Here is a 21,233-nt window from a genome sequence, read left to right on the forward strand (position 1 = left end):
CGGAACCGCCTCTTACCGCTGTTGCCATCAAACCGCAAAAGACCTAGGTTCCGCGCGTTTTTTGCTCGATAAAGCGTCGGCGTCCACCGCCGACATCGCAGAGAGGTTCCCTCCGCCCATGGATTCGTTCGAGGCCAACAAGATCTTCGGCGCCGTTCTCGGGACGATCTTCGTCCTGTTCGGCGGGAGCATCCTCGCGGAAGGGCTGTTCCACGCGGAGGCCCCCGAGACGCCGGGATTCGAGATCGTCGTGGCCGAGGCTCCGGAGGGCGGCGAGGGCGCGCCGGCCGAAGAAGCCGCCGTACCGATCGCGGCGCTGCTGCAGACGGCCGACGCCGAGGCGGGCGCGGCCCAGTTCCGCAAGTGCGGCGCCTGCCACACGGGCGAACAGGGCGGCGCCAACAAGGTCGGCCCGCATCTGTGGGACGTCGTCAACCGGCCGATCGCCAGCGTGTCCGACTTCTCCTATTCCGCCGCCCTGCAGGAGTTCTCCGAGGGCGGGTCGGTGGTCTGGGACTATGACCATCTCAGCTACTTCATCGAGGATCCGAAGGGCCACGTGCCCGGCACCGCGATGGGCTTCGCGGGTCTCAAGGATCCCGAGGACCGCGCCAATCTGATCGCCTATCTGCGCACCCTCTCCGAAAACCCGGCGCCGCTGCCGGAAGCCCCGGCGGCGGAAGCTGCGCCGGCGGAGGCCGCCGCGGAAGCCACCGACCCGGCAGCCTCGAGTGACCCGTCGGCCGCGGCCGGCGAATCCGCACAGGCACCCGCCGTGACCGACACCGATGCCGCGCAGCCGGCCCCGGGCGCCGAGGCCGCGCCGGTCCAGGCGGCCGATGCGCAGCCGCAGACCCCGGCCGAGGCCCAGCAGGCCGCGGATGCACCGGCCGCGCCGACCGCCGGCGACACCAGCGCCGCCGCCGAGGGCACGGTTGCCGCCGGCGCCGAAAGCGCTGCTCCGACGGCAGCCGCCCCGGCGGTGCCGCCAGCCGCCCCTGCACCAGTCGCTCCGGCAGCCCCGGCAGCCGTTCCTGAAGCGGCGGCTCCCGCAGCGGCGGTCCCGGCCGCCGAGCCCGTGGCTCTCGCGGGAGACCCCGCGGCCGGCAAGTCGGCCTTCCGCAAGTGCCAGGCCTGCCACGCCATCGGCGAGGGTGCGGTCAACAAGATCGGCCCCGAGCTGAACGGCATCGTCGGCGAGGCCGTCGCCTCGGTCGAGGGCTACAGCTTCTCGCCGGCCCTGACGGCGTTCGCCGCCGAGCATCCGACCTGGACCCCCGAGCTCCTGACGCAGTGGCTGGAGAACCCGCGGGAGTTGGTGCCGGGGACCAAGATGGTGTTCCCGGGCGTCAAGGACCCCGAGGAGATCGCGAACATCATCGCCTATCTCGCGAGCTTCGACGAGGCCGGCGCGCCGGCCAACTGAGCCTCGCGCCGCGGCATCCTGCCACCTGCCTTCGAGCGAAAGGCCCCGGTCCGCGCCGGGGCCTTTCGGCGTTCGGGGGGTGCGCGGCGCGTGGCGCCGCCCCGCGGGGGTTCCGCATTACGGGATCGTCAGGTGACTTGGCATCGCACCTTGGTCATAAATGTCCTGAAACGTCTTCGCTTTCGACGCCCGCTATCCTGACGGAGGTCCCGATCTTGCCATTGCCGATGCGCACCGCCCGCCTCGCCTGCCTCCTCGCCATGCTGATGGGCCTGAGCCTCGGAGCCGCCCCGGCGCAGACCGAAAGCGGATCGACGGCGAGCCCCGCGGCGGCGCCATCGGCAGCCGATCCGGCCGCCGGCGAATGGCAGGAATCGGACTCGCTGATCGCGCCCTCGAAATATCCGGCGGACTTCGCGCATTACGACTACGTCAATCCGGACGCGCCCAAGGGCGGGCAACTCGACGAAACCGTGGTCGGGACGTTCGACAGCTTCAATCCCTTCATCGTGCGGGGAACGCCGGCGGCCGGCCTGGCGACGTTCGGCGGCGGGCTGCTCTACGACACGCTGACGGAGCAATCGACGGACGAGCCCGGCGTCTCGCATGGCCTGATCGCGGAGGCCCTGCGCTTTCCCGCCGACTATTCCTCGGTGACCTTCAGGCTCAACCCGGAGGCGCGCTGGCACGACGGCGAGCCGATCACCGTCGAGGACGTGATCTGGAGCTTCGAGACACTGACCGAGCTGCATCCGCAGTGGACCGCCTATTACAAGAACATCACCAAGGTCGAGAAGACCGGCGAGCGGGAGGTGACCTTCACCTTCGACCAGACCGGCAACCGCGAACTGCCGCATATCGTCGGCGACCTGACGGTGCTCCCGAAGCACTGGTGGGAAGGCACCGACGCCAGTGGCAAGAAGCGCGACATCACCCAGCCGACCTCGGAGCCGCCGCTGGGTTCCGGTCCCTACCGCATCTCCGGCAGTTCGACCGGCCAGTGGATCGAATGGGAGCGGGTCGAGGATTACTGGGCGCGCGACCACCCGACGCGCGTCGGCCGCTACAATTACGGCAGCATCCGCTACGTCTATCTGCGCGATTCCAATGCCGCCTGGGAGGCCTTCAAGAAGGGCGGCCTCGACGACTGGCGGCTGGAGAATTCCGCGCGTCGCTGGGCCGAGGGTTACGAGTTTCCTGCGGCCCAGAACGACGAGGTGGTGCGCAAGACGATCGAGTCCGAGCAGGTCCAGTCGATGCAGGCCTATGTCCTGAACAACCGGCTGCCGAAGTTCCAGGACCGCCGGGTGCGCAAGGCGCTCACCCTCGCCTTCAATTTCGAGGAAATGAACCGGACACTGTTCTACGGTCTCTACGAGCGGATCGGGAGCTATTTCGAGAACAGCGAACTGGCCGCCAAGGGCCTGCCGAGCGAGGCGGAACTGAAATATCTGGAGCCGCTGCGCGGCCAGATCCCGGACGAGGTGTTCACCGAGGAATTCAAGCTGCCGGTCTACGGCGATGCCGGCTCCGCGCGCGATCATCTGCGCGAGGCGCTCAGCCTGTTGCAGGAAGCCGGCTACGAACTGCGCGGCACGACCCTGGTGAATGCGGCTACGGGCGAGCCCTTCACCATCGAGTTCCTCGGCAACGACCCGCAGGATACCCGCGTCCTCGAACCGTTCGCCCGGCAGCTGGAGCGTCTCGGCATCAAGACCAACGTGCGGATCGTCGACACCAACCAGTATATCGAGCGGATGAACAATTTCGACTTCGAGGTGGTGGGCATGGCCTACTATCCGCAGTCGCTGTCGCCCGGCAACGAGCAGCGCGACTTCTGGAGTTCGACCGCCGCCGACGTGCCCGGCAGCCGGAACTTTGCCGGTCTGAAGAACCCCGCGATCGACAAGCTCATCGACGCCATCGTCTACGCCAAGGACCGCGAGGACCTGGTGGCGGCCACGCGCGCGCTCGACCGGGTGATGCTGTGGGAATATTACGTCGTGCCGCAGTGGTACAAGTCGGAGGACTGGCTGGCCTACTGGGACAAGCTCGGCATGCCCGAGACCGGCCCCTCCTATGCCGGGCTTGATCCGTATTCCTGGTGGATCAAGTCCGCCGCCGGCGACGCGGCCGCCAGCAACTGATGGCGACGGCGCTGACGCACCTCACCCGCCGCCGCTTCACGCAGCTGGCGCTGGCCGCCGGCGCGGCCCCGCTGCTGCTCCGCGACGCCTTCGCGAGGGTTACGACGGGCACGCCGCTGCACGGCCTGTCGGCCTTCGGCGACCTGAAATACGGCCCGGACTACACGCATTTCGACTATGCGTCGCCGGACGCGCCCGTCGGCGGGCAGATGAACCTTGCAGTGTCGAACTGGGTCCTCAACCAGTCGCCGGAGACCTTCGACACGCTCAACACCCTCGTCTTGCAGGGCAATGCGCCGCCGCGGATCGAGAGCCTCTATGACGGGCTGATGCTGAGCTCGCTCGACGAGCCGGACGCCGTCTACGGCGGCCTCGCCGAAAGCGTCACCCTTTCCGAAGATCGCCGCAGCTTCACCTTCCGGCTGCGGCCGGAGGCGCGCTTTTCAACCGGCGCACCGGTGACGGCGGACGACGTCGTCTTCAGCTACGAGACGCTGAAGGAGGAGGGTCACCCGAGCCTGCAGGTGACGCTGCGCGAGCTGGAGGAAGTCGTCGCCGTCGATCCGGAGACGGTGCGCATCCGCTTCACCGAGCGCCAGAGCTACCAGGACGCGCTCGGCGCGCTCAGCCTGCCGATCATGCCGCGGACGTATTTCGCCGACAGGGAATTCGCCCGCGTCGGCCGCGAGGGGATCCCCGGGAGCGGGCGCTTCGAGGTGGCGCGCTTCGAGTTCGGCCGTTTCATCGAATACCGCAAGCGGCCGGATTACTGGGCAAAGGACCTGCCGTTCTCGCGCGGGCTGGACCTCTTCGAGACCATCCGCATCGAGTTCTTCCGCGACCGCCAGCCGGCGCTGGAGGCCTTCAAGAAGGGCATCATCACCTTCCGCGAGGAGTTCACCTCGAAAGCCTGGGCAACCGAGTACGATTTTCCGGCCGTGGCGCGCGGCGAGGTAATCACGCGCGAATTCCCCGGGGAGAAGCTCCCGAGATTCCAGTGCTGGGCGCTCAACCAGCGCCGCGAGCGCTTCGCCGACAGCCGCGTCCGGCACGCGATCAACATGTGCTTCGACTTCGAGTGGACCAACGCCAACCTGATGTTCGGCCAGCGCATCCACTCCAACTCCCCCTTCCAGGGCTCCGACTTCGTCGCCGAGGGGACGCCCTCCCCGGCCGAGCTGGCGCTGCTCGAGCCGCTGCGCGGCAGCATCCCGGACGCGGTGTTCGGCGAGGTCTGGGTGCAGCCGGTGAGCGACGGCAGCGGCCTCGACCGCGCCCTGCTGCGGCAGGCGACGACGCTGTTCGCCGAAGCCGGCTGGCGGCTCGACGGCAACCGCATGCTGAACGAGGCCGGCGAGGCCTTCCGCCTGGAGTTCATGACCTACGGCCAGGAGCAGGAGCGCGTCTACGCCAAGTTCATCGACACGCTGCGGCGGATCGGCCTCGACGCCTCCATCCGCTTCGTCGATCCGGCGCAGTACCAGGACCGGGTCAACCGCTTCGACTTCGACATGATCCTCGCCGCCTTCAGCCTCACCCCGACGCCTACGCGGGAAGGCCTGACGCTGTTCTTCGGCAGCGATGCGAGGGACCGGCCCGGGGCGTACAACTATCCCGGCATGGCGGACGAGGCGGTCGACGCGCTGATCGCGGCGGCGGGGGCAGCGCAGGACCGCGCGGACCTCGTCACCGCCATGCGGGCGCTGGACCGGGTGCTGCGCTGGCGGCTCGACTGGCTGCCGAACATCAGCTCGAACGTCCGTCGCGCCGCCTTCTGGGACATATTCGGGTTCAAGGAGACCAAGCCCGACTATGCCTGGCCGGTGGAGCGCCTGTGGTGGCTCGATCCCGCCAAGGCCGGGGCGGTCCGGCGCGGCTGACCGGCACGCCGGCGGGACCGGCAAAGCCCGGCTTTTGCGGAACCCGCGGATGCGGGCTATCAAGACGAAGCATCGTGATACGGCCCGAATCGGGCACCAAGCGCGACCACTCGGAGACGACACCCGGCCATGGGCGCCTATATCCTCCGCCGCCTTCTTCTGATGATCCCGACGCTGCTCGGGATCATGGCGATCTCCTTCATCGTGATCCAGTTCGCGCCGGGCGGCCCGGTCGAGCAGGTGATCGCCAGCCTGCAGGGCGACGCCGGCGGGGCGACCGACCGCGTCTCCGGCGGCGGCGGCGATTTCGGCGCCAGCCAGGGCGCCGGCGAGAACTCCGGCTATCGCGGCGCGCAGGGGCTCGACCCCGCCTTCATCGCCCGGCTCGAAAAGCAGTTCGGCTTCGACAAGCCGCCGCTGGAGCGCTTCGGCCTGATGCTGTGGAACTATGCGCGCTTCGATTTCGGCGAGAGCTATTTCCGCTCGATCTCGGTGTGGGAGCTGATCCTGGAGAAGCTGCCGGTGTCGATCTCGCTGGGGCTGTGGATCACCCTCCTGTCCTACCTGATCTCGATCCCGCTCGGCATCCGCAAGGCGCTGAAGGACGGCTCGGCTTTCGACGTCTGGACCTCGGCGATCGTCATCGTCGCCTACGCGATCCCGGGCTTCCTGTTCGCGGTGCTCCTGATCGTGCTGTTCGCCGGCGGCTCGTTCTACGACTGGTTCCCGCTGCGGGGCCTGCTCTCGGACGGCATACGCGGCGACTGGTGCGCGCCGTGGTCGGACGCGTTCGACGCCTCGCGCTGCGTGTCGCAGACCATTCCGGACTATTTCTGGCATCTGACGCTGCCGCTGGTCTCGCTGGCGCTGTCGGCCTTCGCCACGACGACGCTGCTCACCAAGAACTCGTTCCTCGACGAGATCCGCAAGCAGTACGTCACCACCGCCCGCGCCAAGGGCCTGTCGGAGCGGCAGGTGCTCTACGGCCACGTGTTCCGCAACGCCATGCTGATCATCGTCGCGGGCTTTCCGGGGGCGTTCATCTCCGCCTTCTTCGCCGGCTCGCTGCTGATCGAGACGATCTTCTCGCTCGACGGTCTCGGCCTCCTCGGCTTCGAGAGCATCTACCAGCGCGACTATCCGGTGGTGTTCGGCACGCTCTACATCTTCTCGTTGATCGGCCTCTTCACCGCGCTGATCTCCGACCTGACCTATACGTGGATCGATCCCCGGATCGACTTCGAACGGCGGGAGGTCTGAGCATGAGCGTGATGACATCCCTCGACCTTCGTCATCCTCGGACCCCGTCGCTTCGTCATCCTCGGACCCCGTCCCGAGGATCCAGGGCAACGCCTGCATGGCATGCAGGGCCGGTCGTGACGGGCGTCGCTGCTCGCTTGGACCGACACTGGATCCTCGGGACGGGGCCCGAGGATGACGTCGTGCCGGTGTCACGCGGCGCGTCGTCTGCATGCGTCGCCTTTTGCCAGAGCACGAGCGCCCGACTTCCAACCGCGATGGGAGGGCGCTGAACATGGACGACGCACTCAAGGACCGGCAGAAGCAGGACGAGGCGCGCCGGCAGGGCGGGCCCGACACCGTCCCCGAGGACCGCGCCGCCGAGATCGCGCGCGAGGAGACCGCCGGCATCGCGCAGATGGCGCCGGAGGCGGCGCTGACGCGGCGTCCGCGGCTGTCGCCGCTGAACGTCAGGCGCTGGGAGAACTTCAAGGCGAACAAGCGCGGCTACTGGTCGCTGTGGATCTTCCTCTTCCTGTTCGTCGTCACTTCCTTCGCCGAACTCGTCGCCAACGACCGGCCGCTGCTGGTCGAGTACAAGGGCGAGTTCTACTACCCGGTGCTCGTCGACTATCCCGAGGAGGTGTTCGGCGGCTTCCTGCCGGTGACCAATTATCGCGACCCGTTCGTGCAGGACGAGATCGCCGCCAATGGCTGGGCCGTGTGGCCGCCGATCCGCTATTCCTACCAGACGGTGAACAACGAGATCCCCACCCCGGCGCCGTCCGCGCCGTCCTGGATGTTCACCGAGGAGGAGCGCTGCCAGCGCTATCCGCTGGGTGTCGAGGATCCGAACTGCAATCTCGGCAACATGAACTGGCTCGGCACCGACGACCAGGCCCGCGACGTCGCGGCGCGGCTGATCTACGGCTTCCGGATCTCGGTGCTGTTCGGGCTGATCCTGACCGGCGCCTCGGCCGTCATCGGCGTCGCCGCCGGCGCGGTGCAGGGCTATTTCGGCGGCTGGGTGGACCTGTTGTTCCAGCGCTTCATCGAGATCTGGTCGTCGATCCCGGTGCTGTACCTGCTGCTGATCATCGCAGCGATCCTGCCGCCGGGCTTCTGGATCCTGCTCGGCATCATGCTGCTGTTCTCCTGGGTCGCCTTCGTCGGCGTCGTGCGGGCGGAGTTCCTGCGCGCCCGCAACTTCGAATACGTCAATGCCGCCCGGGCGCTCGGCGTCGGCGACTGGACGATCATGGTCCGGCACCTGCTGCCCAACGCCATGGTGGCGACGCTGACCTTCCTGCCGTTCATCCTCAACGGCTCGATCACCACGCTGACCTCGCTCGACTTCCTCGGCTTCGGCCTGCCGCCCGGCTCGCCGTCGCTCGGCGAACTGCTGGCGCAGGGCAAGAACAATCTGCAGGCGCCGTGGCTGGGCTTCTCCGGCTTCATCGTCCTGTCGCTGATGCTGTCGCTGCTGGTCTTCGTCGGCGAGGCCGTCCGCGACGCCTTCGATCCCCGCAAGAGCTTCCGGTGAGGCAATGAATTGGTTTCCCGGAGAAGCGTCATGAGCGCTCACGACCACGGGCACGACGACCACGACCATGCCGGTCACGCCAGCGAGAGGCGCCTGATCTGGGCAGCCGCGCTGACCGGCGGCTTCATGCTGGCGGAGGTCGCCGGCGGCCTGATCTCGGGTTCGCTGGCCCTGCTCGCCGATGCCGGCCACATGTTCGTCGACTTCGCCGGCCTGGGGCTCGCCTTGTTCGCGATGCGCCTGGCGAGGCGCCCGGCGGACGCCAGCCGCAGCTACGGCTATGACCGCTTCCAGATCCTCGTCGCCTATTCCAACGGGCTGATCCTGTTCGGCATCGCGCTGTTCATCGTCATCGAGGCGTGGCGGCGGCTGTCCGAGCCGGTCGTCATCCTCGGCGGCCCGATGCTGGTGGTCGCGATCGGCGGCCTGCTCGTCAACATCGCGGCCTTCTTCGTCCTGCATGGCGGCGACAAGGAGGACCTGAACATGCGCGGCGCGCTGCTGCACGTGATGGGCGACCTGCTCGGCTCGGTCGCCGCCATCGCCGCCTCGGTGGTGATCCTGACGACCGGATGGACGCCCATCGATCCGCTCCTGTCGGTGCTGGTCGCGCTGCTCATCCTCGGCAATGCTTACGGTCTCGTTCGCGACTCCGGCCATATCCTGCTGGAAGGCACCCCCAAGGGCGTCGACAGCACCGCGGTCGGCCCGCATCTCAGTGCCGAGATCGAAGGCGTCGTCGACATCCACCACGTCCATGTCTGGTCGATCACGCCCAAGCGCCGCGCCGCCACGCTGCACGCCCGGATCGCGCAGGATTTCGAAGCGGCCGCGGTGACCCGGGCGATCAAGCGCGAGCTGTCGAAGCGCTTTTCCATCGACCACGTGACCGTCGAGATCGAGCGCGGCCATTGCGCCGATGCGGCGGACGACCACGCCCATCACGGCCACGGGCACCCCCACACGGCATGAAAGGTATCGCGTCTTGAGCAGCATCGCCGCCGCGCCCGCGCCCGGCCCTCTCCTGTCGGTGGAGAACCTCTCGGTCGCCTTCCACCAGGGTGGGAAGACCAACCTTGCCGTCGACGACGTGTCGTTCTCGATCGACCGCGGCGAGACGCTGGCGCTGGTCGGCGAGTCCGGCTCCGGCAAGTCCGTCTCGGCGCTGTCGATCCTCAAGCTGCTGCCCTACCCGTCGGCCAGCCATCCCGGCGGGGCCGTCATGTTCGACGGCGAGAACCTGATCGACGACGACGAGCGGGACCTGCGCCGGGTGCGCGGCAACCGCATCTCGATGATCTTCCAGGAGCCGATGTCCTCGCTCAACCCGCTGCACACGATCGAGCGGCAGGTCGGCGAGGTGCTGAGGATCCATCGCGGCCTGCGCGACCGCGCCGCGAAGGAACGCACCCTCGAGCTGATGCACCAGGTCGGCATCCGCGACCCCGAGAAGCGGCTCGGCGCCTATCCGCACCAGCTCTCCGGCGGCCAGCGCCAGCGCGTGATGATCGCCATGGCGCTCGCCAACGAGCCGGACCTGTTGATCGCCGACGAGCCGACGACGGCGCTCGACGTCACCGTGCAGGCGCAGATCCTCGAACTCCTCAAGGTGCAGCAGCAGAAGCGCCGCATGGCGATGCTGTTCATCACCCACGACCTCGGCATCGTGCGGCGCATCGCCGACCGGGTCTGCGTGATGTATCGCGGCAAGATCGTCGAGCACGGGCCGACCGCCCGGATCTTCGCCGACCCGCAGCACGAATACACCAGGCACCTTCTGGCGGCGGAGCCGAAGGGGCGGCCGCCGGCGGCCAACGCCAACGCGCCGCTGGTCATGGAAGCGAAGGACCTGAAGGTCTGGTTTCCGATCAAGACCGGCTTCTTCCGCAAGACCACCGACCACGTGAAGGCGGTGGACGGCGTCGACATCGCGGTGCGGGCCGGCCAGACCGTGGGCGTCGTCGGCGAGTCCGGCTCCGGCAAGACGACGCTGGGTCTCGCGCTCTGCCGGATGATCTCCTCCAAGGGCGAGATCCGCTTCGACGGCGAGCGCATCGACGAGCGCTCCTTCAAGGCGATGAAGCCGCTGCGCGAGCGCATCCAGATCGTCTTCCAGGATCCTTTCGGCTCGCTCAGCCCGCGTATGACCATCGCCGACATCGTCGCCGAGGGGCTCGGCATCCATGAGCGCAGCCTCGATGCCGACGGCCGCGACGCCCGCGTGGTGCAGGCGCTGAACGAGGTCGGGCTCGATCCTTCGACGCGCTTCCGCTACCCGCACGAATTCTCCGGCGGCCAGCGCCAGCGCGTCGCCATCGCAAGAGCCATGGTGCTCAACCCGCGCTTCGTCATGCTCGACGAGCCGACCTCGGCGCTCGACATGAGCGTGCAGGCGCAGGTCGTCGACCTGCTGCGCGACCTGCAGAAGCGGCACAACCTCGCCTATCTGTTTATCAGCCATGATCTGAAGGTGGTGCGCGCCTTGGCCAACGAGGTGATCGTCATGCGCAACGGCCTCGTGGTCGAGCGCGGCCCGGCCGACCAGATCTTCGATCGCCCGCAGACCGACTACACCAAGGCGCTGATGGCGGCCGCCTTCGATCTCGCCGCAGCACCCACCGGAATCGTATCGGAATGACCACCAGCCACTATCGCGACCAGCTGACCGACCAGCCTCTGCCGTTCGTGCTGGACAGCGACGTGCTGCTGCACGAGGGTTTCCGCGACTTTCGCGTCGCCACGCTGCGTCACGCCCGGCTCGACGGCGAGGGCGACATCGGCCCGATCGAGCGCGAATATCTCGCGACGGGTCCCGTCGCGACGATCATTCCCTACGATCCGGATCGCGACGCCATCGTGGTGATCCGGCAGTTCCGCTTCGCCGCCGCCCTGCAGACCGCCAACGCCGCGGCGCTGGAACTGCCCGCCGGCATCGTCGATCTCGGCGAGAGCATCGAGGCGGCCGCCGCCCGCGAGCTGACCGAGGAAACGGGGCTGGTGCCCCGGGCGATCGAGGCCTGCTTCCGGATGCTGCCGGCGCCGGGGCTCACCACCGAGCATGCGACGATCTTCCTCGCCATCGTCGACGCCGGGGAACTCGCCGACGCCGCCGGCAAGGCCGACGAGCACGAGGACATCAGGCCGATCCTCGCGCCGGTCGACGATCTCATCGCCGCGGTCGACGAGGGCCGCGTCGAGAACGGCTATCTCATCGCCTGCACTCACTGGTTCGCGCGCAAGGGCCGGGCGCGGGCGCAGGCGCTGCTGGGCACAATCGATATCAGGGACTGAGCATTGACCATTCTTCTCTCCGTCACCGGTTTCGACCCGATGCGCTGGCTGGCGGCGCTGCAGCAGGCCGGCAGCCAGCGCGACATCGTGCTCGAGCCAAAGGATTCGACCGACCCGACGATCGAATATGCCGTGGTCTGGAAGCAGCCGCCCGGGCTGCTGGAGAACCTGCCCAACCTCAAGGCGATCTTCTCGCTCGGCGCCGGCGTCGACCACATCCTGGCGGACAAGCAGCTGCCGGACGTGCCGGTGGTGCGGATCGTCGCCGACGACCTGTCGGGGCGGATGAGCGAATACGTCGTCTGGCGGGTGCTCGACCACTTCCGCCGCGGCCGCGCCTATCGCACCCAGCAGGCGCAGAAGATCTGGCACGAGCGCATGCAGCCGGCGGCGCGCGAGATCACCGTCGGCATCATGGGCTTCGGCGAACTCGGCCGGGACGCCGCGGACAAGCTCAAGGCGCTCGGCTTCCGCGTCGCCGGCTGGGGCCGGTCGCCGAAGCCCGCCGAGGGCGTCGAGATGTTCGCCGGGACCGACGGGCTCGGGCCTTTCCTGGCGACGACCGACATCCTCGTCGTGCTGCTGCCGCTGACCGAGGCGACCCGCGGCATCATCGATGCAGCGCTGCTGTCTCAGCTGAAGCGCGACACGCCGCTCGGCGGCCCGGTGCTGATCAATGCCGGGCGGGGCGGACTGCAGAACGAAGCGGCGATCCTCGACGCGCTGGACCGTGACACGCTGATGGAGGCCTCGCTGGACGTCTTCACGGTCGAACCGCTGCCGGCCACGAGCCGGCTGTGGACGCATCCGCGGGTGTTCGTGACGCCGCACATCGCGGCCTCCTCCGATCCCGACGCCCTCGCCCCGACGATCATGCAGCAGATCGCCGCGCACGAGCGCGGCGAGCCGCTCCGCCATCTCGTCGACCGCGCCGCCGGATACTGAGCCGCCGCCCCGCCCCGCCGGTCAGAACCGGTCGTCCCGCTCCGGCCGCCTGAGCGAAGGGCCGCGCCCGTCCATCAGACCGAGATCGCGCTTCATCGCCTCGGACAAATTGTCGGCGTCGAGCCGGCGCCGCGCCGCCGGCGGGTTCGCGTCCGGCGGCATGCGGCCGATCGCCAGCCCGATCAGGGCAGGCAGAAGTCTTCCGATTTCCCAGGTCATGCTGACCTCCCGTGGCTTGCCGTCTGAGCGGCATCTCTGGGGAGGATGGCCCCGAATGGGCTTGCCAAGCCAATCGAAGCTCGATCAGCTGGCATAAGGAGAGCTTATGCGAGTGAGGGCGAGCGATGAGTGGACGGTCGATCCCGCCCCTGGCAGCAATACGCGTGTTCGAGGCCGCCGCCCGGCATCTGAGCTTCACCCGCGCCGGCGAGGAGCTCGGCATGAGCCAGGCGGCGGTCAGCTACCAGATCAAGCTGATCGAGGAACGTGTCGGTGTGCCGCTGTTCCTGCGCCGGCCGCGCGGGCTGGTGCTGACCGACGCCGGCGAGCGCCTGCGGCCGATCCTGACCGAAGCCTTCGACCTGATCGCCGCGGGCTTCGGGCAGATCATGGCGGACGACAACACGCTGCTGCAGATCAGCGTCGTGCCGACCTTCAGCGCGGCGTGGCTGGCGCCGCGGATCGGCTTCTTCCAAATGCAGCACCCGACGATCGGGGTGCGCATGGTGGCGACGCGGCAGGTCGTCGACTTCCTTCGCGACGAGGTCGACGTCGCCATTCGTGCGGGGCGCGGGCCGTGGCCCGGCCTCGTCCAGCACCGGCTGTTCCCGACCGGCTTCACACCGATCCTGGCGCCGTCACTGCTCGAGCGGCTGGGGCCGCTCGAGGGACCCGCCGACCTTCTCGACGCGCCTCTCCTCGACCCCCACGACCAGTGGTGGCCGCTGTGGTTCGCGGCGGCGGGGGTCAGCGGCTTCGATCCCGCGAACCGCCCGTTCTCGGACATGGGGGACCAGCATGTCGTCGCCCGCGCCGCCATCGCCGGGCACGGCATCGCCATCCTCACGCCGGTGTTCCACGAGGAGGCGCTGCGCGACGGCAGGCTCGTCCAGCCTTTCGAGCTCGTCGCCGACGACCAGCACTACTATTGGCTGTGCTACGCGGAGTCGCGGCGCAACGTCGCGAAGATCCGTGCCTTCCGGGATTGGCTGTTGGCCGAGATGGCGGCCAAGCCGTCGCCGATGACCGGCTTCGGCGCCCGGCCGGAGGCCCCGGACGGGGGCGCCACGAGCGCCTAGCGCCTCAGTGGCCGTGCGCCGACAGCCACGCCTTCATCGCCGTGATCTCGGCTTCCTGGGCCGCGATGATGGTCTCGGCGAGTGTCCGCAGCTCCGGATCCTTGCCGTATTCGAGCTGGATCCGCGCCATGTCGATGGCGCCCTGGTGGTGCGGGATCATCGAGCGGACGAAATCGACGTCGGCATCGCCCGTGAGATCGGCACCCATGGCCGCGTGCATGCGATCGTTGGCCTCGATGAATGCCTTGCTCGACGGGCTTGCGCCGGCATCGGGATTGGCCTCACCCATCGCGCCGTGGTCCATCGCGGCGGCGCCTTGGCTGTCATGGTCCTGGGCGGCAGCCGCCGGGACGAAGGCAAGAGCGGCAAGCAGAACAAGCGGCTTCAGCATCGGGTCTCTCCATGTCAGTAGAGCCCCTTGTCGAAGCTTCCTGCAACGGGAGGGTCAAATCACGATCGGCGGAGCGTCGCCGCGGGTCACGGCAGCTGCCCTGAGCCGGCGGACGCCGGTAACCGCCGAACCGCGCGAGGCGATCCGCGCGACAGCCTCGGCCAGCGGCTCGACCGCCGTCATCATGTGATGGGCGTTGGCGTGCAGAAGCCGCGAACCGTCCAGCATGATCCCGACATGGCCCTTCCAGAACACCAGGTCGCCGCGCTCCAGCGCCTCGATGCCGGCGAGCCGCGTGCCGAGTTCGCGCTCCTGCATGTCGGTATCGCGCGGCGCGTCGATCCCGGCCATGGCGCAGGCGATCTGCACCAGCCCGGAACAGTCGATGCCGGCGACGGTCTTGCCGCCCCACAGATAGGGGGCGCCGAGGAAGCGTTCGGCGACGGCGACATAGTCCGGCGCCGCACCGCCGACCGTCTCGAGATGCTGCTCGACGACGAAGCCCCCGCCGACGAGTTCGGCGTAGCTTGCATTGTGGTCGGCGGCGGTGCCGGTCGCCGTGACCAGCGCGCCCATCGGCAGGAACGACAGCGGCGGACGCTTGATGTCGGGCGCCGGGAACACCAGCGTGCGCGGGACACAGACGCGGTGCGTCGGCGCCTCGACCGGCCCGAGCGCAGCCGCCGGCAGATAGCCGACATAGGCGCTGGCGGCCGAGTCCGGCGCGAGCTTGGCCCACGCCCAGCCGCCTTCCTCCGCCAGGATGGTCACCGTCTCCCCGCGCAGCGCCTCGGTCTCGAGCGGCGCGTCGGGATCGGGCCGCCGCCGCAGCGGCGCCACCGGCGCGGCGACCTGGCGGCGGACGCCGGCGGTGAAGCTTGCGGCCTCGACGCGGCCTTTGAGGCCGGTCTCGGCGAGGTCGGCCCGGAAGGCGTGGCGGCGCGGATCGAGGTCCGTCATGGTGTCGCTGTCCTGTGTCGTCTTGCCCGTGGCCGCATCGTTGCCGTCAGGCCTGATCGCCCGGATAACGCTGCTTCAGCACTGCGTAGAGGGCGCGGATGCCCTGCGCCTCGCCGCCGACCGGGCCGGTCGGGCCGGGCTTCGGCCGCCAGCCGAAGATGTCGAGATGCGTCCAGCTTTTCGCCTTTTCGACAAAGCCCTGCAGGAACAGCGCGGCGGTGAGCGAGCCGGCGAAGGCGTCGCTGGTGACGTTGTTGGTGTCGGCGATCTTCGAGGCCAGGTTGGCCACGTAGGGCTGCCAGAGCGGCATGCGCCACAGCGGGTCGGCGGTGCGCTGGCCAGCTGCGGCGAGATCGGCCGCGAAGCCCTCGTCGGCGGTGTAGAAGGGCGGCAGGTCCGGGCCCAGCGCCACGCGGGCGGCGCCGGTCAGCGTCGCCATGTCGATCAGCAGCTCCGGCGCCTCCTCGTCGGCGAGCGCCAGCGCGTCGGCGAGCACCAGCCGTCCCTCGGCGTCGGTATTGCCGATCTCGACGGTCTTGCCCTTGCGGCTGGTCAGCACGTCGCCGGGCCGGAAGGCGGCGCCGGCGATGGCGTTCTCGACCGCCGGGATCAGCACCCGCAGCCGCACGCCGAGGCCGCGCGCCATCACCATCCGCGCCAGGGCAAGCACGTTCGCCGCCCCGCCCATGTCCTTCTTCATCAGGAGCATGCCGGCGGCCGGCTTGATGTCGAGCCCGCCGGTGTCGAAGACGACGCCCTTGCCGACCAGGGTGACCTTCGGATCCGACGGCTTGCCCCAGACGAGATCGATCAGCCGCGGCGCCGACGCGCTGGCGCGCCCGACGGCGTGGATCATCGGGAAATTGCCGGCCAGCAGCGCGTCGCCCTCGACCGTCTCGACCGTTGCGCCGAATTCCTTCGCCAGGCCGCGCGCCGCCGCCTCCAACTCGGCCGGGCCCATGTCGTTGGCCGGCGTGTTGATCAGGTCGCGGGCGAGGAACACGGCATCGGCGATCGCCGACAGTTCCGCCGTGTCGACGCCCTGCGGCGCCTGGAAGCGGATCTGCGGCTGCTTGTCGTCGCCCTTCGCCCCGGTGCGATAGCGGGCGAAGCGGTACTGGCCGAGCAGCAGCGCCAGTGCGGCGACGTCGCGGTCGACAGCCGCCTCCGCCGCGAAACGCCAGTCGCCGTCGGGCAGATGGCGCGCCAGATTGCCCGCGAGCAGCGCTCGCCATTCGGCCGCGTCGGGGCGGGAATCGGGCTTGCCGAGCCCGAGCACGGCGCCGGCCGGCGCGCCGCCCTCTCCCGGCACGACGAGGACGCTGCCCGCTTCGGCGCCGAACCGCGCGACCTTCGCCCAGGCGCGCGCCGCGTCCGGCAGGGCCTCGAGACCGCCGGCTTCGGCCAGCCAGACCGGCAGGGCTTCGTTCGTCTCGTCGATCAGGGAGATTGGCATCACATGCAGTCCAGGATTGCGCGGCCGGGCGTTAACCGGGCGTTAGGGTTAACAGATTATGACTTGCGACGAAGCGTGGCTCAATGAGCCGAAACTTCGGACCATCGCGGACGACACGGGGAGCAGGTGATGATCGCGCGGCACGATAAAGCGATTCGCGGCCTGCGGCAGGCTCTTTTCGTGGCGGCAGCCGCCACCGTCCTGGCGAGCCAGGGCTGCGCCTCGGTGTCGCGCGAGACGACGGGCTCGATCGGGCGATCCTCCGGATCGGCCCCGGTCGCCTCGATGAAGGCGAGCCAGCTGCAGAGTGCCGTCCAGTCCTACGGGGCGGCCTACGAGCGCGATCCGAAGGCGAAGGGCGTCGGCCTCTCCTACGCCGCCTCCCTGCAGATGATCGGCCGCAACGACCAGTCGCTGGCGGTCATGCAGCAGGTGGCGATCGCCCATCCGAAGGACCGCGACGTGCTGTCCGCCTACGGCAAGGCGCTGGCCGCGGCCGGCGACCTGCCCAAGGCGCTGGAGACCGTGCGCCGGGCGCAGACTCCGGACTATCCCGACTGGCGGCTCTATTCCGCGGAAGGCGCGATCCTCGACCAGATGGGCCAGTCGGCCGAGGCGCGGGTGCTCTACCGCAAGGCGCTGGACCTCGCCCCGAACGAGCCGACGGTGCTGTCCAATCTCGGCATGTCGCACCTCCTCAGCAACGATCTGGCGACCGCCGAATCCTATCTCCGGACGGCCGCCGGCCAGCCCGGCGTCGACAGCCGCGTGCGCCAGAACCTGGCGCTCGTCGTCGGCCTGCAGGGACGCTTCGAGGAGGCCCGGAAGATCGCCTCGGCGGAACTGTCGCCCGATGCCGCCGAAGCCAACGTCGCCTATCTCCAGAAGATGCTGGCCCAGCAGAACACCTGGTCGATGCTGAAGGAGAAGGACGGCAAGGAGGGCTGAGGCCGGCCTGCCTTCTCCGCCCTCCCGACCGCTCTTCCCGCGCCGGGTCACCTGCCGCCTGCATGGCATCGGCCAAGGCGGCCCGCCCCGTCGACGATCACGCTGACACGCCTGTGCCTCGCGCCGCAGCTATTGCAGCTTCATGATCTGGATCGCCGCGGGCCCGATGATCACCACGAACAGCACCGGCAGGAAGAACAGGATCATCGGCACGGTGAGCTTCGGCGGCAGCGACGCCGCCTTCTTCTCGGCGAGGTTCATCCGCATGTCGCGGTTCTCCTGGGCCAGCACCCGCAGCGCGTTGCCGAGCGGCGTGCCGTAGCGCTCCGCCTGGACGAGCGCGGTGGTGACGGCGCGCACGCCCTCGAGCCCGGTCCGGGCGGCGAGGTTGTCGTAGGCGACCTTGCGGTCCGGCAGGTAGGAGAGCTCGGCGCAGACCAGCACCAGTTCCTCGGCGAGCGGGATCGACTGGATGCCGATCTCCTCGGCGACCCGGCGGAACGCCGCCTCGATCGAATTGCCCGATTCGACGCAGATCAGCAGCAGGTCGAGCGCATCCGGCCAGGCCCGCTGGATCGACAGGCGCCGCTTGGTCGCCTGGTTCTTCACGAACAGGATCGGCGCGTAGAAGCCGAGATAGGCGATGCCGATGCAGGCCGCGACGCGCATCATCGTGCCCTGGGCAGCCAGGAGGCCGATACCGAAGACGTAGAACACAGCGATCGCCAGCATCACCAGGGGCAGCACGGCGCGCGCGAACAGGAACAGCGTCAGCGGCCGCTGGCCGCGATAGCCGGCGACCCGCAGGCTGGCGACGGTGCCCTCGTCGGCGAGCGCGGTGCGCAGGTTGAGCCGCTCGACGACCAGCGCCGCGATGCCCTTGTTCTGCTGCTGGCGCAGCCCGGCGCCGCGCCCGTTCTCCTTCTCGGACGCCAGGCGCGCCCGCTCGCGCGCCCGCATCTCGTCGCGCTCCAGCGCCACCGAGCGCATGCGGTTCTGCAGGCGGTTGCCCGAGAGCATCGGCATGGCGAAGGCGAGGAAGGTGGTGAACACCGCGATGGCGATGACGGTGCTGAGCACCAGCGAACTCGAGACGCCGAGATAGTCGAAGAGCGATTGCATCAGATGGCGGCCTTTCCCGGCTGTACTCCGCGGCCGGCGATCCCCGCGCGGCCAGTTCGCTCAGAAGTCGAAGCTGATCATTCGTTTCATCGTGAAGACGCCGATGGCCATCCAGACCGCCGCGACGATCATCAGCAGATTGCCCGCATTGGTCGCGAAGAGGATGCCGATATAGTCGGGCGTCGTGAGGTAGACGAGGAAGCCGACGATCACCGGCAGGGCGCCGATGATCGTCGCGGAGGCCTTCGCCTCCATCGACATCGCCTGGATCTTGCCCTTCATCTTCTTGCGCTCGCGCAGCACCTTCGAGAGGTTGGCGATGGCCTCCGAGAGGTTGCCGCCCGCCTGGGCCTGGATGGTGATGACGATGGAGAAGAAGTTGGTCTCGGCGGTCGGCACGTTGCGATAGAGGCGCTCGACCGACTCGGAGGTCGACACGCCCATCTGCTGCGTCTCGACGATCTTGCGGAACTCGCTCCGGACCGGCTCGGCGGCCTCGCCGGCGATCATCCGCAGCGTGTCGTTGAGCGGCAGGCCGGAGCGGATGCCGCGGACGATCAGGTCGAGGGCGTTGGGGAACTCGTCGATGAATTTCTGCAGGCGCTTTTTGCGCAGGTGGGAGAGCACGAAGCGCGGCACGCCGAGGCCGCCGACGATCCCGGCGCCGACCGACACCAGCAGCCCCGCCCCGAAGACCAGCGCCAGCAGCAGGCTGACGAAGCCGGTACCGATGCTGATCCAGACGTAATGCCGGACGGTCAGCGTCAGCCCCGCCTGTTCGAGGCGCCGGGCCAGCGACAGCTTGCCGTTGAGCTTGTCGCGCTCGCGGGTGCGCGCTTCCAGTTCCTTCAGCGAGGACTGGATGGTCTTGCGGCGCTTGTCCTGCTCGCGCAGGCGCTCGCGCGCGAACTTCACCGCCACCCGGTCGTTCTCGTCGCGGCTGTACTGCGAGCGCCGCGCCTCGACCTTCTTTTCCGAGGTGATGCGCGGCTGCAGCACGGCATAGGCGAGGCCACCGGCGGCCACCGTCGACAGCAGGACGAAGAGGATGCCGGCGGCCGGTGTCAGCATCAGCGTGCCCCCGCCGCATCCGGGATGTTGCTGGCGTCGAGCGCCTGGGCGAGCCGCTGCTCCTCGTTGTAGTAGCGGGCGCGGTCCCAGAACGCCGGGCGGCCAACGCCGGTGGAGCGATGCCGGCCGATGATGTTGCCCTGCGCGTCCTCGCCGAGAATGTCGTAGACGAAGATGTCCTGGGTGGTGATCACGTCGCCTTCCATGCCGAGCACCTCGGTGACATGGGTGATCCGGCGCGAGCCGTCGCGCAGGCGGGCGGCCTGGATGATGACGTCGACCGAACCGACGATGATCTCCTTCACGGTGCGCGACGGCAGCGAAAAGCCGCCCATCGCGATCATCGATTCCATGCGGTTCAGGCACTCGCGCGGCGAGTTCGAGTGGATCGTGCCCATCGAGCCGTCATGGCCGGTGTTCATCGCCTGCAGGAGGTCGAACACCTCCGGTCCGCGCACCTCGCCGACGATGATCCGCTCGGGCCGCATACGCAGGCAGTTCTTGACGAGGTCGCGCATGGTGATCTCGCCCTCGCCCTCGATGTTGGGCGGGCGCGTCTCCAGCCGCACGACATGCGGCTGCTGCAGCTGCAGCTCCGCGGAGTCCTCGCAGGTGATGATACGCTCGTCGGCGTCGATGTAGCGCGTCAGGCAGTTCAGCAGCGTCGTCTTGCCCGAGCCGGTGCCGCCGGAGATCACCACGTTGCAGCGGACCCGGCCGATGATCTGCAGGATCGCCGCGCCCTCGGGCGTGATGGCGCCGAACTTGACCAGCTGGTCGAGCGTCAGCTTGTCCTTCTTGAACTTGCGGATGGTCAGCGCCGCGCCGTCGATGGCCAGCGGCGGCGCGATGACGTTGACGCGCGAGCCGTCCGGCAGGCGCGCGTCGCAGATCGGCGAGGTCTCGTCGACGCGCCGGCCGACCTGGCTGACGATGCGCTGGCAGATGTTGAGGAGCTGCTGGTTGTCGCGGAACCTTATGTTGGTCTCTTCGATCTTGCCGCCGACCTCGATGAAGGTGTGGCGCGAGCCGTTGACCATAATGTCGGCGATGTCGTCGCGGGCCAGCAGCGGTTCCAGCGGGCCGTAGCCGAGGACGTCGTTGCAGATGTCGCCGAGCAGTTCCTCCTGCTCGGCGATCGACATCGCGAAGCTCTTGATCGCGATGATGTCGTTGACGATGTCGCGGATTTCCTCGCGCGCGCTCTCGGCGTCGAGCCGGGCCAGCTGCGACAGGTCGATCGTGTCGATCAGCGCCGTGAACACCTGCGCCTTGCGCTCGTAATAGCTGTCGGGGCGCACGCCCGGCATGCGCTCGCCGGACCGCTGGACGTCGCGGGCGGGTGCCGGCGCCGCGGCCGGGGGCGGCGCTTCCAGGGTCGCGACGCTGCCGCGCGGCGCCGAGGCCTGGCTCGACGGCGCAGGCTGCGGCGAAACCGGCTGCGTCGCAGCCGGGCGAGCGAGCGGCGTCTCGTTCCCGCGCTTTCCGAACATGGTGATCTCCGCTCCTGCCCTTG

18 protein-coding genes are annotated in these 21,233 nt (G+C 68.9%); 11 read left to right on the top strand and 7 right to left on the bottom strand.

Annotation, left to right across the window (positions count from 1 at the left end; translation table 11 throughout):
• Positions 1 to 118 precede the first annotated feature (118 nt).
• From LXB15_RS17135 to LXB15_RS17175, 9 genes are all read left to right on the top strand, one after another.
• A complete protein-coding gene (locus tag LXB15_RS17135) occupies positions 119 to 1,426 on the top strand; it encodes a cytochrome c family protein (protein ID WP_233949596.1) in 1,308 nt (435 codons plus the stop codon).
• A gap of 260 nt (positions 1,427 to 1,686) precedes the next feature.
• Positions 1,687 to 3,573, top strand: coding sequence for an extracellular solute-binding protein (locus tag LXB15_RS17140; RefSeq protein WP_233953219.1), 1,887 nt, complete (start codon positions 1,687 to 1,689; stop codon positions 3,571 to 3,573).
• On the top strand, positions 3,573 to 5,453 hold the full coding sequence (locus tag LXB15_RS17145; protein WP_233949597.1) for an extracellular solute-binding protein: 1,881 nt from the start codon (positions 3,573 to 3,575) through the stop codon (positions 5,451 to 5,453). Before LXB15_RS17140 ends, LXB15_RS17145 begins: the two co-directional genes overlap by 1 nt.
• Positions 5,454 to 5,582: 129 nt before the next feature.
• The gene (locus LXB15_RS17150; RefSeq protein WP_233949598.1) at positions 5,583 to 6,713 is read left to right on the top strand and encodes a microcin C ABC transporter permease YejB; all 1,131 of its coding nucleotides are present in this window, start codon (positions 5,583 to 5,585) and stop codon (positions 6,711 to 6,713) included.
• A gap of 397 nt (positions 6,714 to 7,110) precedes the next feature.
• On the top strand, positions 7,111 to 8,235 hold the full coding sequence (locus LXB15_RS17155; RefSeq protein ID WP_233953220.1) for an ABC transporter permease: 1,125 nt from the start codon (positions 7,111 to 7,113) through the stop codon (positions 8,233 to 8,235).
• Positions 8,236 to 8,265: 30 nt separating this feature from the next.
• Entirely contained in the window at positions 8,266 to 9,207 is a 942-nt protein-coding gene (locus LXB15_RS17160; RefSeq protein WP_233949599.1) for a cation diffusion facilitator family transporter, read from the top strand.
• A gap of 13 nt (positions 9,208 to 9,220) precedes the next feature.
• Positions 9,221 to 10,873, top strand: coding sequence for an ABC transporter ATP-binding protein (locus LXB15_RS17165; RefSeq protein WP_233949600.1), 1,653 nt, complete (start codon positions 9,221 to 9,223; stop codon positions 10,871 to 10,873).
• Complete coding sequence (locus tag LXB15_RS17170; RefSeq protein WP_233949601.1) at positions 10,870 to 11,526, top strand: NUDIX domain-containing protein; 657 nt, start codon at positions 10,870 to 10,872, stop codon at positions 11,524 to 11,526. Before LXB15_RS17165 ends, LXB15_RS17170 begins: the two co-directional genes overlap by 4 nt.
• Before the next feature lie 39 nt (positions 11,527 to 11,565).
• The gene (locus LXB15_RS17175) at positions 11,566 to 12,471 is read left to right on the top strand and encodes a glyoxylate/hydroxypyruvate reductase A (RefSeq protein ID WP_233953221.1); all 906 of its coding nucleotides are present in this window, start codon (positions 11,566 to 11,568) and stop codon (positions 12,469 to 12,471) included.
• Between the two features lie 21 nt (positions 12,472 to 12,492).
• Here LXB15_RS17175 and LXB15_RS17180 read toward each other — a convergent pair whose 3' ends face one another.
• Positions 12,493 to 12,690 carry a hypothetical protein gene (locus LXB15_RS17180; RefSeq protein ID WP_233949602.1) on the bottom strand — a complete coding sequence of 66 codons (198 nt, stop codon included), beginning with the start codon at positions 12,688 to 12,690 and terminating at the stop codon, positions 12,493 to 12,495.
• Between the two features lie 125 nt (positions 12,691 to 12,815).
• On the opposite strand from LXB15_RS17180, the gene LXB15_RS17185 reads away from it, so the two are divergent.
• Positions 12,816 to 13,769, top strand: coding sequence for a LysR substrate-binding domain-containing protein (locus tag LXB15_RS17185; RefSeq protein WP_233949603.1), 954 nt, complete (start codon positions 12,816 to 12,818; stop codon positions 13,767 to 13,769).
• A 4-nt stretch (positions 13,770 to 13,773) separates the two neighbouring features.
• Here LXB15_RS17185 and LXB15_RS17190 read toward each other — a convergent pair whose 3' ends face one another.
• The 3 genes from LXB15_RS17190 to LXB15_RS17200 are packed head-to-tail and all read right to left on the bottom strand — an operon-like array spanning position 13,774 to position 16,576.
• Entirely contained in the window at positions 13,774 to 14,160 is a 387-nt protein-coding gene (locus LXB15_RS17190; protein WP_233949604.1) for a DUF305 domain-containing protein, read from the bottom strand.
• Positions 14,161 to 14,214: 54 nt separating this feature from the next.
• Positions 14,215 to 15,120, bottom strand: coding sequence for a C40 family peptidase (locus LXB15_RS17195; RefSeq protein WP_233949605.1), 906 nt, complete (start codon positions 15,118 to 15,120; stop codon positions 14,215 to 14,217).
• A 46-nt stretch (positions 15,121 to 15,166) separates the two neighbouring features.
• Positions 15,167 to 16,576 (bottom strand): M17 family metallopeptidase, encoded by a 1,410-nt coding sequence (locus tag LXB15_RS17200; protein WP_233949606.1) that lies wholly within the window; start codon positions 16,574 to 16,576, stop codon positions 15,167 to 15,169.
• 129 nt (positions 16,577 to 16,705) lie between these two features.
• On the opposite strand from LXB15_RS17200, the gene LXB15_RS17205 reads away from it, so the two are divergent.
• Positions 16,706 to 17,524 (top strand): tetratricopeptide repeat protein, encoded by an 819-nt coding sequence (locus LXB15_RS17205; RefSeq protein ID WP_233949607.1) that lies wholly within the window; start codon positions 16,706 to 16,708, stop codon positions 17,522 to 17,524.
• Between the two features lie 129 nt (positions 17,525 to 17,653).
• Here LXB15_RS17205 and LXB15_RS17210 read toward each other — a convergent pair whose 3' ends face one another.
• From LXB15_RS17210 to LXB15_RS17220, 3 genes are read right to left on the bottom strand one after another with little or no spacing between them, the layout of a single operon-like run.
• A complete protein-coding gene (locus LXB15_RS17210; protein ID WP_233949608.1) occupies positions 17,654 to 18,646 on the bottom strand; it encodes a type II secretion system F family protein in 993 nt (330 codons plus the stop codon).
• Between the two features lie 60 nt (positions 18,647 to 18,706).
• Positions 18,707 to 19,717 carry a type II secretion system F family protein gene (locus LXB15_RS17215; RefSeq protein WP_233949609.1) on the bottom strand — a complete coding sequence of 337 codons (1,011 nt, stop codon included), beginning with the start codon at positions 19,715 to 19,717 and terminating at the stop codon, positions 18,707 to 18,709.
• Positions 19,717 to 21,210, bottom strand: coding sequence for a CpaF family protein (locus tag LXB15_RS17220; protein WP_233949610.1), 1,494 nt, complete (start codon positions 21,208 to 21,210; stop codon positions 19,717 to 19,719). The genes LXB15_RS17215 and LXB15_RS17220 overlap by 1 nt, the downstream gene beginning before the upstream one ends.
• Between the last annotated feature and the right edge of the window lie 23 nt (positions 21,211 to 21,233).

The sequence above is a fragment of the Aurantimonas sp. HBX-1 genome (assembly GCF_021391535.1).
In the GTDB taxonomy this organism is placed as follows: Bacteria; Pseudomonadota; Alphaproteobacteria; order Rhizobiales; family Rhizobiaceae; genus Aurantimonas.